Annotated in this window: 19 protein-coding genes; 17 read left to right on the forward strand and 2 right to left on the reverse strand. The window is 71.8% G+C overall.

Going from position 1 to position 15,440, the window contains the following annotated elements; all coding sequences use genetic code 11:
- The 7 genes from Q7T15_RS05380 to Q7T15_RS05410 form a co-directional block, all read left to right on the forward strand.
- On the forward strand, window positions 1–550 hold a 550-nt coding region (locus Q7T15_RS05380; RefSeq protein ID WP_304694044.1), incomplete at its 5' end, for a type II secretion system F family protein.
- A 102-nt stretch (window positions 551–652) separates the two neighbouring features.
- Entirely contained in the window at window positions 653–829 is a 177-nt protein-coding gene (locus Q7T15_RS05385; RefSeq protein ID WP_304694046.1) for a hypothetical protein, read from the forward strand.
- Window positions 830–864: 35 nt separating this feature from the next.
- Window positions 865–1,215, forward strand: a complete 351-nt coding sequence (locus tag Q7T15_RS05390; protein WP_370689105.1) for a TadE family protein — start codon at window positions 865–867, stop codon at window positions 1,213–1,215.
- Window positions 1,190–1,639: a hypothetical protein gene (locus Q7T15_RS05395; RefSeq protein ID WP_304694050.1), complete on the forward strand. Its 450-nt coding sequence runs from the start codon at window positions 1,190–1,192 to the stop codon at window positions 1,637–1,639. The genes Q7T15_RS05390 and Q7T15_RS05395 overlap by 26 nt, the downstream gene beginning before the upstream one ends.
- Window positions 1,636–2,085 carry a pilus assembly protein TadG-related protein gene (locus tag Q7T15_RS05400; RefSeq protein WP_304694052.1) on the forward strand — a complete coding sequence of 150 codons (450 nt, stop codon included), beginning with the start codon at window positions 1,636–1,638 and terminating at the stop codon, window positions 2,083–2,085. The genes Q7T15_RS05395 and Q7T15_RS05400 overlap by 4 nt, the downstream gene beginning before the upstream one ends.
- Before the next feature lie 49 nt (window positions 2,086–2,134).
- Window positions 2,135–2,824, forward strand: a complete 690-nt coding sequence (locus Q7T15_RS05405) for a Type 1 glutamine amidotransferase-like domain-containing protein (RefSeq protein ID WP_304694054.1) — start codon at window positions 2,135–2,137, stop codon at window positions 2,822–2,824.
- 131 nt (window positions 2,825–2,955) lie between these two features.
- The gene (locus Q7T15_RS05410; RefSeq protein WP_304694056.1) at window positions 2,956–4,269 is read left to right on the forward strand and encodes an SDR family NAD(P)-dependent oxidoreductase; all 1,314 of its coding nucleotides are present in this window, start codon (window positions 2,956–2,958) and stop codon (window positions 4,267–4,269) included.
- Between the two features lie 28 nt (window positions 4,270–4,297).
- On the opposite strand, the gene Q7T15_RS05415 is transcribed toward Q7T15_RS05410, so the two are convergent.
- Window positions 4,298–5,521, reverse strand: coding sequence for an MFS transporter (locus Q7T15_RS05415; RefSeq protein ID WP_304694059.1), 1,224 nt, complete (start codon window positions 5,519–5,521; stop codon window positions 4,298–4,300).
- A gap of 59 nt (window positions 5,522–5,580) precedes the next feature.
- Here Q7T15_RS05415 and prfB point away from each other — a divergent pair, with 59 nt between their 5' ends.
- The 3 genes from prfB (at window position 5,581) to ftsX (ending at window position 8,415) form a co-directional block, all read left to right on the forward strand.
- Window positions 5,581–6,690, forward strand: a complete 1,110-nt coding sequence (prfB, locus tag Q7T15_RS05420; protein WP_304694061.1) for a peptide chain release factor 2 — start codon at window positions 5,581–5,583, stop codon at window positions 6,688–6,690.
- Window positions 6,691–6,754: 64 nt separating this feature from the next.
- Window positions 6,755–7,504 carry a cell division ATP-binding protein FtsE gene (gene ftsE / locus Q7T15_RS05425; RefSeq protein WP_304694063.1) on the forward strand — a complete coding sequence of 250 codons (750 nt, stop codon included), beginning with the start codon at window positions 6,755–6,757 and terminating at the stop codon, window positions 7,502–7,504.
- Window positions 7,501–8,415, forward strand: a complete 915-nt coding sequence (gene ftsX / locus Q7T15_RS05430; protein ID WP_304694065.1) for a permease-like cell division protein FtsX — start codon at window positions 7,501–7,503, stop codon at window positions 8,413–8,415. The genes ftsE and ftsX overlap by 4 nt, the downstream gene beginning before the upstream one ends.
- Before the next feature lie 3 nt (window positions 8,416–8,418).
- Here ftsX and Q7T15_RS05435 read toward each other — a convergent pair whose 3' ends face one another.
- Window positions 8,419–8,733 carry a CHY zinc finger protein gene (locus Q7T15_RS05435; protein WP_304694067.1) on the reverse strand — a complete coding sequence of 105 codons (315 nt, stop codon included), beginning with the start codon at window positions 8,731–8,733 and terminating at the stop codon, window positions 8,419–8,421.
- A 132-nt stretch (window positions 8,734–8,865) separates the two neighbouring features.
- Between Q7T15_RS05435 and Q7T15_RS05440 the strand changes: the two genes are divergently transcribed.
- The 7 genes from Q7T15_RS05440 to Q7T15_RS05470 all read left to right on the forward strand — a co-directional run bounded on the left by Q7T15_RS05440 (window position 8,866) and on the right by Q7T15_RS05470 (window position 15,437).
- On the forward strand, window positions 8,866–9,495 hold the full coding sequence (locus tag Q7T15_RS05440; RefSeq protein ID WP_304694069.1) for a biotin transporter BioY: 630 nt from the start codon (window positions 8,866–8,868) through the stop codon (window positions 9,493–9,495).
- 3 nt (window positions 9,496–9,498) lie between these two features.
- The gene (locus Q7T15_RS05445; RefSeq protein ID WP_304694072.1) at window positions 9,499–10,791 is read left to right on the forward strand and encodes a class I adenylate-forming enzyme family protein; all 1,293 of its coding nucleotides are present in this window, start codon (window positions 9,499–9,501) and stop codon (window positions 10,789–10,791) included.
- Window positions 10,784–11,929, forward strand: a complete 1,146-nt coding sequence (locus tag Q7T15_RS05450) for a thiolase family protein (RefSeq protein WP_304694074.1) — start codon at window positions 10,784–10,786, stop codon at window positions 11,927–11,929. Before Q7T15_RS05445 ends, Q7T15_RS05450 begins: the two co-directional genes overlap by 8 nt.
- Window positions 11,926–12,624: an energy-coupling factor ABC transporter ATP-binding protein gene (locus tag Q7T15_RS05455; protein ID WP_304694076.1), complete on the forward strand. Its 699-nt coding sequence runs from the start codon at window positions 11,926–11,928 to the stop codon at window positions 12,622–12,624. Before Q7T15_RS05450 ends, Q7T15_RS05455 begins: the two co-directional genes overlap by 4 nt.
- Window positions 12,624–13,301 carry an energy-coupling factor transporter transmembrane protein EcfT gene (locus tag Q7T15_RS05460; RefSeq protein WP_304694077.1) on the forward strand — a complete coding sequence of 226 codons (678 nt, stop codon included), beginning with the start codon at window positions 12,624–12,626 and terminating at the stop codon, window positions 13,299–13,301. The genes Q7T15_RS05455 and Q7T15_RS05460 overlap by 1 nt, the downstream gene beginning before the upstream one ends.
- A 3-nt stretch (window positions 13,302–13,304) precedes the next feature.
- The gene (gene smpB, locus Q7T15_RS05465; protein ID WP_304694079.1) at window positions 13,305–13,781 is read left to right on the forward strand and encodes an SsrA-binding protein SmpB; all 477 of its coding nucleotides are present in this window, start codon (window positions 13,305–13,307) and stop codon (window positions 13,779–13,781) included.
- A 183-nt stretch (window positions 13,782–13,964) separates the two neighbouring features.
- A complete protein-coding gene (locus tag Q7T15_RS05470) occupies window positions 13,965–15,437 on the forward strand; it encodes an MFS transporter (protein ID WP_370689106.1) in 1,473 nt (490 codons plus the stop codon).
- Window positions 15,438–15,440: the final 3 nt, after the last annotated feature.

The following is a 15,440-nucleotide window of genomic DNA, read 5'->3' on the forward strand; positions in this document are numbered from 1 at the left end:
CGCCGGAATCCTGATCCCGGTGGGCCTCGCGGGGCTCGTCGCGGGCGCGGTCGCCGGCATCGGGGCGACGGATGCCCTGCTCGCGCGCGCCGCCTCCCGACGCGTCGCGCGCATGACCCAGGAGTTCCCCACGATCGTCGAGTTCCTCGCCCTCAGCGTCTCGGCAGGGGAGTCGATCCTCGATGCTCTCCGCCGGATCGCCGGCACCGGCTCCGGCGAGCTCGCGAGTGAGGTCGAGCGCGTCGTCTCCCGCACGGCCGCGGGGCAGCCGCTCGCGCGGGCTCTCGCGGAGCTGCGCGACGACCTCGCGATGCCCGCGGTCTCCCGCCTCGTCGACCAGATCCTCGGCGCACTCGAGCGCGGAACCCCCCTCGCGGAGGTGCTGCGGGCCCATGCGCTCGACGCGCGGGAGGAGTCCAAACGGCAGCTTCTCGAGGCGGCGGGTACGCGCGAGGTCGCGATGCTCGTCCCGCTCGTCTTCCTCATCCTCCCCGTCACGGTCCTGTTCGCCGTCTGGCCGGGGCTCATGGTCCTGCAGGTGGGGCTGTGAGCGACGACGCGCGCGGAACCCGGCTCGGGCTGTGGAGAGCCTCCGTCGTCCTCGAGCGCGGATGCGCATCCTGTCGGCGGTCATCGAACGAAAGGATCCATCATGTCCCGCTGGAACGCCCTCACCTCCCGATTGCGAGCCGAGGATCGCGGCGACGTTCCCGGCTGGGTGCTCATCACGCTCATGACCGCCGGTCTCGTGATCGTCATCTGGGCGCTCGCCGGTCCGGCGCTCAGCGGGGTCTTCCAGCAGGCGATCGATCGAGTCACCGGCTTCTGATGCGCGCCGCGCGGGCGGACCGGGGCTCGGCGCCGGTGGAGTTCGTGCTCGTCGGAACGCTCCTCACCCTCGTCGCCCTGTCGGTCCTGCAGATCGCGCTCGCCTCGCACATCCGCTCCACCCTGATCGACGCCGCCGCCGAGGGAGCACGGCATGCGTCTCTGGCCGATACGACGATCACCGCGGGGGTCGAGCGAACGCGCGACCTCATATCCACCGCCCTGGGCCCGTCGTACGCCCGCAACGTCACCGCGACGACGAGCGACTACGCCGGCGCGCCCGTCGTCGTCGTGACGGTTCGCGCTCCGCTGCCGCTCCTCGGAATGGCCGGCCTAGACGACGGGCTGGAGGTGTCCGGTCGTGCCGCGATCGAGCCGAGCGGCTGACGATGCGGGCTCGGCATCGATCGAGTTCCTGACCGCGGGAATCCTCCTGCTCGTCCCGATCGTCTACCTCGTGATCCTCGTCGCGACGGTGCAGTCCGCCGCCCTGGCGACGGAGGGCGCCGCGCGGCAGGCGGCTCGCGTGTTCGTCCAGGCCCCGTCGGTCGAGGTCGGCGAGGCCGGCGCCGCCCGCGCGCTCTCGCTGGCTCTCGACGACCACGGCGTGTCCGCCGAGACGCGCGTGACGATCACGTGCGCCCCCGACCCCGCCGACTGCCTCGCACGTCGCAGCTGGGTGACCGTCCGCATCGACGCGCGGGTGCCGCTGCCGCTCGTGCCACCCCTCCTGGACGTCCGCGCGCCGCTCGCGGTGCCGGTCGAGGCGACCTCGACGCAGCAGGTCTCGCGCTTCGGCGGCGCTCCGTGAGCACCCGCGGGGTCGACTGGCGCCGCGACGACGGCTCGATCCTCCCGCTCATCGCCGGGTTGGCGAGTCTCGGCCTCGTCGTGGTCCTCCTCGTGACCGCGGCGACCTCCCTCTACCTCGAACGCAAGCGCCTGCTGTCGCTCGCCGATGGCGCCGCCCTCGTCGGCGCCGAGTCGTTCGACCTCGACGACGTCGAACTCGTCGGGCAGGACCTTCGGCCGCGGCTCACCTCCGCCGCGGTCGCGCGCGATGTCGTCGCCTATCTGAGCGAGGCACCGATCGGCGGGCTCGAGGATGTCCGTCTCGAGCGCGCCGCGACCGACGATGGTGCGACCGCTGTCGTGAGCCTCTCCTCCTACTGGCGCCCGCCGGTCGTGACGCTCTTCGTGCCGGAGGGCATCCGCATCGATGTGACCGCCGAGGCCCGGAGCGTGGTGCGACGATGATCCGGCGGCCGACGACCGACCGCACCCGACCCGTCAGGAGGCGGTCGTCATGAAGTTCCTGCTCACGTCGTCCGGCATCACGAATCCCAGCATCGCCGACGCCCTGACCGAGCTCCTCGGCAAGCCTGTCTCCGAGTCGCACGCCCTGTTCGTGCCCACCGGCGTCTATCCGTTCCCGGGGGGCGCGGCGAGCGCGTGGGAGGCGACCAGGGGCAAAGAGGGCGCGCCGCTGACCGACCTGGGCTGGAAGTCGATGGGAGTCCTCGAGCTCACCGCGCTCCCGACCATCCGGAGGGAGAACTGGGTCCCCGCCGTCGAGGAGGCCGATGCGCTTCTGGTCTGGGGCGGCGACGTCCTCTACCTGACGCACTGGATGCGCGAGTCCGGCCTCGCGGACCTGCTCCCGACGCTGACCGACCTCGTCTACGTCGGCACGAGCGCCGGGAGCATCGCCGTCACGCCCTACAACTGCGACGCCGAGTTCGACCTGGAGTTCGTGCCCGACGGCAGCGACATGGGCGAGAGCGCCGAGCGCGCTCTCGGGCTCGTCGACTTCACGGTGTACCCCCACCTCAACGACCCGGACATGGAGGACACGGCGCTCGCCAACATCACGACATGGGCGTCGACGATCCCCATCCCGACGTACGCGATCGACGATGAGACCGCCATCGCCGTCGTCGACGGAGAGGCGCGCGTCGTGTCCGAGGGGGAGTGGGCGCTCCTCAACGGCGCCTGAGGCCGTCGTTGTCTTCCGGCACCCCGGGCGACGTGACCGCGAAAGCAGGAAGCGGGATTCCTCGATGGGTCCGCGTCAACCCCGTACCTATCAGCGCACGTCCCCCGGAATGGTGTGGTTAGGTTGCTTCCATGGCTGAACTGGCTGGCTCTTCGATCCTCATCCTCGGCGCGACCGGGGGATTGGGTCGGCACCTCGCTCGACAGCTCGCCGAGGCGGGCGCGAACCTCATCCTCAGCGGTCGCTCCCAGCAGGCCCTCGACGAGCTCGAGGTGAGCGCGATCTCCATCGCCGGCGACCTCCGCGATCCCGAGCTGCCCCGCACCCTCGTCGCGACCGCCGTCATGGCCTACGGCCGCCTCGACGGCGTCATCAATGCCTCCGGCGTCGTGGCGTTCGGCCCCATCGCCGAGACGAGCGACGAGGTGCTCGACGAGCTCTGGCAGGTCAACGCCCTCGCCCCCATGCGCATCGTCCGCGCCGCCGCCCCCGCTCTCGCCGAGGCGAAGACCGAGGGCTCCGCCCCCTTCGTCGTCAACTTCAGCGGACTCGTCTCCGAAGCACCGACCTCCGGACTCGGCGCCTACTCGGCCGTCAAGTCGGCGCTCGCCATCTACCAGCAGGTCGCCGCCCGCGAGCTGCGCCGGCAGGGCATCCGTGTCCTGGATGCCCGTCCCGGCCACACCGAGACCGAGCTCTCCCGGCACCCCATCGCCGGCGAGGCGCCCAAGCTGCCCACGGGCTACGAGCCCGAGGGCGTCGCGCGCCGCGTGATCGCCGCGATCGTCGCCGACGAGAAGGACCTCCCCTCGAGCGCCTTCACCGAGGTGCCGGCGGCCGAGTCGGAGATGATCCCGGTCGAGCCCGCCGACGTGAACACCGGCGCGCACCCCGCCGTCCGCATGGCGGCGCAGATGCCGCTCGAGGCGTCCGCGCCCGTGAACAGCTCGTCCGAGCCCTCCTCCGCCACGGAGGGCGGCGCGGCTGACGGCGAGCAGGCCGGCGACGATCAGGCCGGTGACGATCAGGCCACGCTCGAGCAGCCCGCCGCGGCCATGCCCCACGCCGAGCAGACGGAGGCCGAGCAGCCCGAGCCCGAGCAGTCGAGCCCCGCATCGGTCGGCAGCCCTGCCTCCGTGGACAGCCCCGCGTCGGTGGAGAGCGCCGAGTCGGCGGAGAGCGCGGCCTCCGTGCCGAGCCCGCCGGACGAGGAGCACGAGAACCAGGCTGAGCCCGAGCAGCAGCCTGAGCCCGAGCACCAGGCTGAGCCCGAGCAGCAGGCTGAGCAGCCCGAGCACGACGCCGACGACGCGGACGACGATGACTCCGAGGTGTTCCACGCCGAGGCCGTCGAGTACGTCGCTCCCGACCACCACGACGACTCGCAGCACGACGGCGAGCAGCACGACGAGGGCCAGCAGCCCGAGCACGCCGAGCACCGCTGAGCCGAGCGGCGCGGGTCGCTCTCGCGCGTCAGCCGTCGTCGCGGGGCAGCTGGCGCGGGATGTACCGGGCGAGCAGCACGGCTCCGCCGAGCCCGACGACGCCGAGGGCGGCCGCGGCGACGGAGAGGCTCGCGACGGCGGTGATCGCCGACAGCAGGAGCGGGGCCGTCGCGCCCCCGGCATCCATCGTGAATCGCCACGCGCTGAGGAACGGCGCCGGGTTCTCGCGGCCCGCGAGGTCCGACCCCATCGTCATCACGACGCCCGCGCCGATGCCGTTCGCGAGCGACAGCCACAGGGCGACCGCGACGAACCACGCGACGGGGTTCGCGCTCCCGGCCGAGAGGGCGAGGCCGATGAGACCGAGCCCCAGGCCGATCATCGACGGCACGGCGGTGTAGAGGCGACCGAAGCGGTCCATGAGCCAGCCGCCGAGGTAGAACAGCGCGAAGTCGACGCCGCCTGCGATGCCGATGATGAGTGCGGTCTCGGCGCCGCCGAGCCCGATGCTCACCGCCCACAGGGGCAGGATCACCTGCCGCACCGACCGCGTCGCCGCGATCGTGAGCGCGCCGAGACCGAGGCGAGAGAGCACCGAGCGCCGCGCCGCGATCGTGCGGAACACGGCCCCGAGCCCGAGCTCGGCCCCCGCGGGCGTCGACCGGTGGTGGAGCATGCCCTCGGGGTCGGGCAGCAGCAGGATGCTCGCCGCGACCACCGCGCACATGACGAGCGAGAACCACAGGACCGACGTGAGCTCTCCGGTCAGGGCGATGATGCCCGCCGCGATGAACGGTCCGATGAGCAGACCCAGTCGGAAGGACCCGCCGAGCGTCGAGAGCGCTCGCGCGCGGAAGGCCGCGGGGACGACGCTCGTGAGGAGTGCGTGGCGGGCGAGCCCGAAGACGGCGGCGGCGAAGCCGATCATGGCCATCGCGGCGCCGAGCACGATCGGGGACGGGGCGAGCAGGGCGAGGAGCACGCCCACGCCCGCGAGCGCGGAGGCCCCGAGCATCGTCGTGCGCTCGCCGAGGCGGCCGACGATCCAGCCGGCGGGGATGTCGCCGAGCAGGACGCCGACGACGACCATCGCCGCGACGAGGCCCGCGCCGGCGAGGTCGGCCCCGAGGCGCCCCGCGAGGGCTGGGATGAGAGGCAAGATCGCGCCCTCGCCGATGATGAAGAGCGTCGACGGCACGAACGCGGGTGCGGCCATCGTCCTCCAGTTGAAGGCGGGCTCGTCGATCATCATCTCGGGGCCAAGGCTACGCCCGGGAAGCTCGCCCGCCCCGCCGGTAGGCTGGGGTCGACATGATCGAACTCGACATCGCCGAGCGCATCGCCGCCGCCCGCTCCACCTTCCGCGACATCAAGTCGGTCGTCGACGTCGAGGGCCTCGCGGCCGCCGTCGCCGAGCTGAGCGAGCAGGCGAGCGCTCCCGACCTCTGGGATGACACCGAGAAGGCGCAGAAGATCACGAGCGCCCTCAGTCACCGCCAGACCGACCTGCGCCGCATCACCGAGCTCGAGCAGCGCCTGGACGACCTCGACGTGCTGCTCGAGATGGCGAAGGAGGCCGACGACGAGGACGCGACGGCCGAGGTCGCGAGCGAGCTCGACGCGATCGAGAAGACCCTCGGCGACATGGAGGTGCAGACCCTCCTCGACGGCGAGTACGACGACCGGCCTGCCGTCGTCACGATCCGCTCCGGCGCGGGCGGCGTCGACGCCGCCGACTTCGCCGAGATGCTCATGCGCATGTACCTGCGCTGGGCCGAGAAGCACGGCTACTCGGCGACCGTCATGGACACCTCCTACGCGGAGGAGGCCGGCATCAAGAGCGCGACCTTCCAGATCGACGCCCCCTACGCCTTCGGCACGCTGAGCGTCGAGGCCGGCACGCACCGGCTCGTGCGCATGAGCCCCTTCGGCGCGGCCGGCAAGCGCCAGACGAGCTTCGCCGCGGTCGAGGTCATCCCCCTCATGGAGGATACGGCCGAGATCGAGATCCCCGAGTCGGACATCCGCGTCGACGTCTTCCGCTCGTCCGGCCCCGGCGGGCAGAGCGTCAACACGACCGACTCCGCCGTCCGCATCACCCACCTCCCCACGGGCACGGTGGTGTCGATGCAGAACGAGAAGAGCCAGATCCAGAACCGCGCCGCCGCGATGCGCGTCCTCCAGTCGCGACTGCTGCTCATCCAGAAGGAGCAGGAGGCCGCGACCAAGAAGGAACTCGCCGGCACGATCACCGCGAGCTGGGGCGACCAGATGCGCTCCTACGTGCTCGCGCCGTACCAGATGGTGAAGGACCTCCGCACCGAGTACGAGGAGGGCAACCCCTCCAAGGTGTTCGACGGCGACCTCGACGGCTTCATCGCCGCCGGCATCAAGTGGCGCAAGCGCCCGCAGGACGACTAGGAGCCCTCCCGCTTCCGGGTGTCGCTCCTCGCGGCCCCGTGCCCCCGGCTTAGGCTGACGCGCGATGATTCGATTCGACGAGGTCACCAAGGTCTACCGCGGAACCGCGAAGCCGGCGCTCAACAGCGTCAGCCTCGAGGTGCTCAGCGGCGAGTTCGTCTTCATGGTCGGCGCCTCCGGCTCCGGCAAGTCGAGCATGCTGCGCCTCGTGCTCAAGGAGGACCGCCCCTCGTCGGGCGCGATCCACGTCCTCGGGCAGGACCTCAACCGCATCTCCAGCCGCAAGGTGCCGTACTTCCGGCGCAACCTCGGCGTCGTCTTCCAGGACTTCCGCCTCCTGCCGAACAAGACCGTCTTCGCGAACGTCGCCTTCACCCTTCAGGTCATCGGCAAGAGCAAGGGCTTCATCCACGAGGCCGTTCCCGATGTCCTCGCGATGGTCGGGCTCGAGGGCAAGGCCGAGCGGTTCCCGCACGAGCTCTCCGGCGGTGAGCAGCAGCGCGTCGCGATCGCGCGCGCCGTCGTCAACAAGCCGTCGATCCTGCTCGCCGACGAGCCCACGGGAAACCTCGACCCCACGACGAGCATGGGCATCATGACGCTCCTCGAGCGCATCAACGCCAACGGCACGACCGTCATCATGGCCACGCACGACGCCGGCATCGTCGACCGCCTGCAGCGCCGCGTCGTCGAGCTCGTCGGCGGCCGCGTCGTGCGGGATGAGCGCGGAGGCGGCTACGTCACCCAGGCGATGCCGCAAGTGCAGCCCGACATCGTGATCCCCGCCGCGGGACCGAGGGAGGGCCTGCGATGAGGCTCGCGCTCGTTCTCGGCGAGGTCGGCCAGGGCCTCCGCCGCAACCTCTCGATGGTCGTCTCGGTCGTCCTCGTGACCTTCATCTCGCTGACCTTCGTCGGCACCGCGATCCTGCTGCAGGCGCAGATCAACCAGATGAAGTCGTACTGGTACGACCGCGCCCAGGTCGCGGTGTACTTCTGCACCGACTTCTCCGGCGTCGGGGGGTGCGATCAGACCGCCGCGACGCCCGAGCAGGTCGCCGCCGTCGAGGCGCAGCTCGAGTCGGAGACGCTCGCGCCGTTCATCGACGCCTACTACTTCGAGGATCGCGAGCAGGCGTTCGAGAACTTCCAGGCCCAGTTCGAGGGCAACGCGATCGCCTCGCTCGTCACGCCCGAGCTCATGACCGAGGCGTACTGGGTCAACCTCGTCGACCCGACGCAGAGCCAGATCCTGGCGGATGCCCTCTCCGGGCTCGCGGGCGTCGAGAGCGTCGTCGACCAGCGCTCCTATCTCGACCAGATCTTCAACATCCTCAACGCATCCAGCTTCACCGCGATCGGGATCGCCGCGCTCATGCTCGTCGCGGCCGCCCTCCTGATCGCCACGACCATCCGGCTCTCGGCGTTCTCGCGACGGCGCGAGCTCGGCATCATGCGGCTCGTGGGCGCCTCGAACCGGTTCATCCAGACGCCGTTCGTCATCGAGGGTGTCGTCGCGGCCCTCATCGGGTCGGTGCTCGCGGCCGGTGCCGTCGTCGCGATCGTGCAGTTCTTCGTGCAGGGCTACCTGTCGGAGACGCTCCCGCAGACCTCCTTCGTCGGTCTCGACGACGCGCTCCTCGTCGTGCCGGTGCTGCTCGGCGTCGGCGCACTGCTCGCGGCGGTGTCGGCGAACGTCGCCATCACGCGCTACCTGCGCGTCTGAGCCTCAGACCTCGAAATACAGGTGAGCGTGCAGTCGGCATCGCTCGTTGAAGGGGTGCGCGCATGCGGGGCACGCGTCGACGACGGCGTAGCGCTCGATCGTGAGCTCGTGACGGCAGACGCCGCAGACGATGGCTCGGCGATCCCACTCCTCGCGCGGCCAGCGCACGGCGTCGTGGTCTTCGCACTCCTCGTGGCACGAGAAGCACGGGTAGTACCGGCCGCAGCAGCGGAACCGGATCGCGACGACGTCCTTCTCTGTGCGGTAGTGCACGCACCGGGTCTCGTCATCGACGGTCCGACCGAATACGACGACCACGCGGCCCCCCTCATCGTCTGCGCCCCTTCGCGATCGCCCCTCAGCGACGGTGGACGATCGACATCATTCTCGGCGAAACTGCGTCGAGCCCCTCCAAGCGCCGCTCCACTCGATACTGCCAAGGTGGTTCTCATGAGCGAATCCCGACCCTTCAGCCTCTCACTCTCCGACCTCACCCGCATCGCCGTCTTCGCGGCGCTCGTCGCCGCGCTCGGCCTCGCCGGTGCCGTCTCCCTGTTCGGCAACGCGGTCCCGATCACCCTGCAGACGCTCGGCGTCATGCTCGCCGGCACGATCCTCGGCGCCTGGCGCGGCGCGATCTCGATGACCGTCCTCCTCGCGCTCGTCGCCGTGGGCCTCCCGCTGCTCTCCGGGGGGCGCGGCGGCTTCGGCGTCTTCCTCGGCCCCTCGGCGGGATACCTGCTCGGCTGGGTCGCGGGCGCCGCGGTCATCGGGTTGATCGCCGCTCCGCGGCGGGGCGCACGCCCGCGCGCGTGGCGCGTGCTCGTCGCCTGCCTCGTCGGCGGCATCGGGGTCGTCTATCTGATCGGAGTGCCGGTGCAGTCGCTCGTGACGGGCGTTCCGCTCGCCGAGACCGCCCTGCTCAGTCTTGCCTTCGTACCGGGCGATCTCGTCAAGGCCGTGCTCGCGACCCTCATCACCTCCGCCGTCGCCAAGGCCTACCCGGCGGCGTTCGGGGGCCGTCGCGCAGCATCGAGCCCCGCGGAGCCGTCGATCTCGAGTTCGACGACCGCCTCGTAGTCCGTGCTCATCGTCGACGCCGTTCTCGATCGCGCCAACGCGCGGCCCGATTCGGTGGCTCTCGCCACGGAGTCGGGCCGCGTGCGCTGGGCGGACCTCGTCGTCGGCGACGGGATCGATCACGGTTCCGGCGTCGTCGCGCTGCACGACGGCGACCCTCTCGCTCTCCTTCCGCGGCTCGTCAGCACGTTGCGCGGCGGTGGGGTTCCGCTCGTGCTCGACCATCGCTGGACCGCCGAGCACGTCGCCGCCGTCGTGGCCGGCCTCGACCCGCCACCCCCGATGCGAGCCGCGTGGGCGGCAGTGAGCTCCGGAAGCACCGGTCGCCCGCGCGTCGTGCTGCGCGAGGAGCGCTCGTGGAGTGCGAGCTTCGCCGCCGTCGATGAGCTTCTCGCGTTGCGTTCCGACGACCGCATGCTGCTGCCGACGCCGCTGTCGAGCTCGATCGCGCTCTTCGGGCTCGCGCACGCGCTGAGCCGGGGCTTGGCCGTGTTCGCACCCGCCCGCGCGCGCGACGCGGCGCTCCGCGCGCTGCTTCCCGAGGCCACGATCGTGCACACGACGCCGACCATGGTGCAGCGCGTTCTCGACCTGCTCGACGCGGGGGCCGAGCACCGGTTACGCCTCGCACTCGTCGGCGGAGCCGAACTCGACGACGCCCAGCGTGCTCGCGCCATCGCGCATGGCATCAGTGTCGTCACCTATTACGGCGCCGCCGAGCTCTCGTTCGTCGCCGTCGACCGCGACGGCAGCGGATTGCGCGCGTTCCCCGGCGTAGAGATCCGGCGCGAGCCGGTGCCCGGCGGCGCCCTCGCTCGGCTGTGGGTGAGATCGCCGTACCTCGCGAGCGGATATCTGGGCGCCGATGGCGCGCTCGAACGCTCCCCGGAGGGGTGGGCGACGGTCGGCGACCTCGTAGACCCGGTCGACGCGGCCGATCCGGAGCGCATCGTCGTTCGGGGTCGCGGCGACGCGGCGATCCTCACCGCCGCCGCGACGGTGCTGCCCGACGACGTCGAGCGCGTCCTGCGCTCGCTGCCCGGGGTGCGCGACGCCGCCGTGTTCGGCGAGCCGACAGCCCGCGTCGGGGCGCTCGTCAGCGCCCTCATCGAAGCCGATCCCGCAGCGGTCGACCTCGCCGCCTGGCGCGCGGAGTGCCGTCGCCGACTCGCCCCGGCGCAGCGGCCCCGGCACTGGTACCTCACCGCCGCGCTGCCCCGCACCGCTGCGGGCAAGGTCGCGCGGGCCGAGCTCGAGCGCGCGCTCGCCGAGTCGGCGGTGCAGCGCCTTGGCTGAGCGCCCCGTCATCGTCGCGGCACGGCGCACTCCGATCGGAACGGCGGGTCAGCGCCTGCACGCCGTGCCCGTTGACGAACTCGCGGCGCGCGCCCTGCGTGCGGCGCACGACGACGCGACGGCCGCCGTCGGGGCTCTCGCGCTCGCCGATGTCGTGCTCGGCAATTGCATGGGACCCGGCGGCAATACCGCCCGTGTCGCCTCCCTCGCGGCCGGCCTGGGCGAGCGAGTGCCCGGGATGACGATCGATCTGCAGTGCGGCAGCGGCCTCGCCGCGATCCTGACCGCGGCCGATTCGCTCGTCGCCGATTCCGCCGGACCGCGCATGCGCCTCGCCGGCGGCGCGGAGAGCGCCTCGACGGCGCCGACGCGCGTCCGTGACGGTCAGCCGTACTCGCGCGCCCCGTTCGCGCCAGCGGGGTTCGCGGACCCCGGGATGGGCGCCGCAGCCGAGGACCTCGCCGTACGGCGCGGCATCAGCCGATCCCGTCAGGACGCCTATGCGCTCCGCAGCCACGGCCGCGCCTTCGCGACGAGGGAAGCGGGCGGGTTCGACGCCGAGCTCGCCCCCGGCGGCGAGCTTCCGCGCGATGACGGGCCGCGGAGGATGACCGCGGCCGTGCTCGATCGCTTCGGTCCGGCCTTCGCCCGGCAGGGCACGGTGACCGCCGGCAACTCCTGCCGCGTCTCCGACGGCGCCGCCGTCGTCGCGCTCGTCCCTGAGAGCAGTCGCGGAGCTGCACCGGGGCTCGCGATCGTCGCCGGCGCCATTGTCGGCTGCGATCCGGCCCTGCCCGGCTGGGGGCCGGTTCCCGCCGTCGAGGAGGTGCTCCGTCGCGCCGGAGTGAGCCTCGACCGGGTTACCGCCATCGAGATCGTTGAAGCCTTCGCCGCCCAAGTGCTCGCCGTCGGCGATGCGCTCGGCCTGAGCGAGGGCGAGCACGTCGACGAGCGGCTGTGCGCCGAGGGAGGGTCACTCGCTCTCGGGCACCCCTGGGGGGCGAGCGGCGCGGTGCTCATGGTGCGCTTGTTCTCTCGGCTCGTTCGCGGCGGGGCGCCCGCCGGTGCGCTCGGCCTCGCGACGGCGGCCGTCGGCGGCGGGATGGGCGTCGCCGTTCTCGTCGAGGTCGTCAGGTGACGCCCGCCGCGACGCCGCACGCGATCGTCGTCGACGCGGTGAGCGTCGAGCGCAACGGAGTCCGCGTGCTCGAGAGCGTCACGACGACCGTGGATGCGCACCGCGTCGCCGTCATCGGAGCGAACGGCTCGGGCAAGTCCACGTTCGCGCGGTTGCTCAACGGCTTGATCACCCCCTCGAGCGGCTCGGTGCGCGTGGCCGGACTCGACCCTGCGCGTCAGGCCAGGAAGGTTCGCGAGCTCGTCGCATTCCTCTTCACCAACCCGGAGTCGCAGATCATCATGCCCACGGTCGCCGAAGACGTGGCGTTCTCGTTGCGCGGGAGCGGATTGCCCCGCGAGGAGGTCTCGCGGCGGGTGATCGGCATCCTGAGCGACTACGGGCTCGACGGGCTCGCCGATCGATCGGCGCACGAGCTGTCGGGCGGGCAGAAGCAGTTGCTCGCGCTGTGCTCCGGCCTCGTGCGTGAGCCGCAGATTCTCGTGGCGGACGAGCCGACCACGCTGCTCGACGCCGCGAACACCAGACGAGTCTCGGATGCGCTCGTGGCCCTTCCGCAGCGGCTCGTCGTCGTCACGCACGATCTCGTCCTCGCGGCTCGGTGCGACACCGCGCTTCTCTTCGATCGTGGTCGTCTCATCGCCCAGGGCGACCCCGCCGAGGTCGTCGCGCGGTACGAGCGGGAGTTCTGCTGATGGTCGGCGCGCTGAGCCTCTACGCGCCGGGCACGAGCCCGCTGCACCGCCTGCCGGCGTCGACGAAGCTGCTCGGGCTGCTCATCGGTGGCCTCGTCGTCACCGTGCCGCGACCCGATGCACTGCTGCTCGGCATTGCGGCCGCCGGAGTGGTCGCGCTCTACCTCGTCGCCCGACTCGGCCTCGCCGAGCTCGGCCGCCAGATCTGGGGAGTCCGCTGGATCATCGCGGTCGTCCTCGTGGGCCAGCTCATCTTCCTGCCCTGGCACGTCGCCGCCCTCACGAGCACGCGCATGCTGCTCGCCATCCTCCTCGCGGCGCTCGTCACGCTCACCACGCGGGCGAGCGACATCCTCGAGGCGATCGAGCGCGGGCTCGCGCCGTTGCGCCGATTCGGGCTCAGAACCGAGCGGATCGCGCTCGTGCTGGGAATGGCGATCCGTGCCGTGCCCATCGTGATCGATCTCGCTTCGGAGGTGCGCGATGCCCAGCGCGCCCGCGGCGTCGGCGGCAGCATCACGGCGATGGTCGTGCTGCTGCTCGTGGGCGCCCTGCGTCACGCCGACGATGTCGCCGATGCCCTCGCCGCCCGAGGAATGGACGACGATGAGGAGCCGGTTATGCTGGAGGGCTCCGTGCGCCCGCGCGGAGCATCCCGACTGCGCCTACGGAGGTGAATCGTGCCCAAGGAACAGGGCCGCAAGGTCGTCGCCACCAATCGCAAGGCCCGGCACGACTACACCATCGAAGACACCTTCGAGGCGGGCCTCGTGCTGAGCGGCACCGAGGTCAAGTCGCTGCGCATGGGCAGGGCGAGCCTCGTCGACGGCTACGGCTACATCGACGGCGGTGAGGCGTGGCTCGACGCCGTGCACATTCCCGAGTACTCGCAGGGCACGTGGACCAACCACCCTCCGCGCCGCAAGCGCAAGATGCTCCTGCACAAGCAGCAGATCATCAAGATCAGCCAGAAGACCAAAGAGGGCGGCTACACGCTCATCCCCTTGAGCATCTACTTCAGCGACGGGCGGGCGAAGGTCGAGCTCGCGGTCGCGAAGGGCAAGCGCGAGTATGACAAGCGGCACGCGCTGCGCGAGCGGCAGGATCGCCGCGAGGCCGAGCGCGCGATGTCGAGCCGCAAGAACCTCGGCGACTGAGCCGGGTCGCGCTCGAGCGTCCCGAGCGCGCGGGGCTCAGGGTGACCGCTGCCTGAACGCCGGGCCCTGATGCGCCGCGTAGGCTCGTCGTTCGTGACCGCACGATCGAATGCCCCCGAATCCGCCTCCGACGAGGCAGTGGGCGGCGGGTCGACGGGCGGCGGGGCGATCGGGGCGGATGGCGTGAGCGAGCGCACCCGCTGGCAGGCCTTCGCGGTCGCGGTCGCCGTCGCCTCGCTCACGATCCTCGACCTGTCGAAGGTCAACGTGGGCATCCCCGCCATCGAGCAGGCGTTCGGAGCCAGCCCGACGCAGATCCAGCTCATCGTCGCCGGCTACGTGCTCGCCTTCGGCATCGTGCTCGTCCCCTCGGGCCGCTACGGCGACCTGCACTCGCGGCGGCGCATGTTCCTCATCGGTCTCGTCGTGTTCCTCATCGCGAGCCTCCTGTGCGCGATCGCGCCGACGGTCGAGCTGCTCGCCGCCTCGCGCATCCTGCAGGGAGTCTCGGCAGGCCTGCTCATGCCGCAGGTGCTCGGACTCACCCAGCAGCTCTTCACGGGCGCCTCGCGCGGCCGCGCGTTCGGCATCTTCGGAGCGGTCATCGGCCTCTCCACGGCCTTCGGGCCGACCCTCGGCGGGCTGCTCATCGGCGTCGGCGGGCCCGAGCTCGGCTGGCGGCTCATCTTCTGGATGAACGTGCCGCTCGTCATCGGCCTCTTCCCCGTCGCCTACAAGCTCCTGCCGCGCACGCAGCCCGACGCGCACGGCCCGCGCGACCTCGACCTGTTCGGCACCGCCCTCCTCGGCGGCACCGTGCTGAGCCTCATGCTCCCCTTCGTGCTCACGACGGGCTCGCCCGATGACGACCCCGCCCGCTGGTGGTGGCTCGCGGCCTTCGTCGTCCTGGCGGCGGCGTTCGTCGCGTGGGAGCGCCGCTACACCGCCCGCGGTCGCGCCGCGATCGTCGACTTCGCGCTCTTCCGCATCGGCGCGTACCGCAACGGCACGCTCATCGCGACGGCGTACTTCGCGGCCCTGCCTGCCACCTTCCTCACGCTCTCGCTCTTCCTGCAGTTCGGCCTCGGCCTCGAGCCCGTCTACGCGGGCATGGTGACGATCCCGTTCGCCCTCGCCTCGGCGGTGACCTCCTGGTACAGCGGCCGCGTCGCGACGACGATCGGCCGCCCGGTGGTCGTGTGGGGGCTCATCGGCGTCGTGCTGGGTCTCGGCGGCACGATCGCCTCCGCGTTCCTCCTGCCCGCGGGCGTCTCGCCGTGGGTCATCGCGGCGTTCATGGCGCTCGCCGGCGCCGGCGGCGGCGCCGTCATCGCCCCCAACCAGACGCTGACCCTCGCGGATGTCCCGCTCACCTCCGCGGGCGTCGCCGGCTCGATCGGCCAGGTCGGCCAGCGCGCCGGCACCGCGGTCGGCATCGCGGCGGCCACCGCGGCCTTCTACGCCACGATCTACGCGGAGGAGGGAATGGCGGGCCGGGTCGACATCTACCAGAACGCGTTCTTGCACGCGGCCCTCGTCATCCTGGGCTTCGTCGGCGTCGCCCTCGTGCTCGCGCTGCTCGACCTGCGCGCGCGGCGCACGGGGGTGCTCGAGAACTCGCCGAGCGCCGCGGGCGAGCGGGTCGAGCAGGGCTGAGGA

It is taken from the genome of Microcella sp. (genome assembly GCF_030645145.1).
Taxonomy (GTDB): Bacteria; Actinomycetota; Actinomycetes; order Actinomycetales; family Microbacteriaceae; genus Microcella.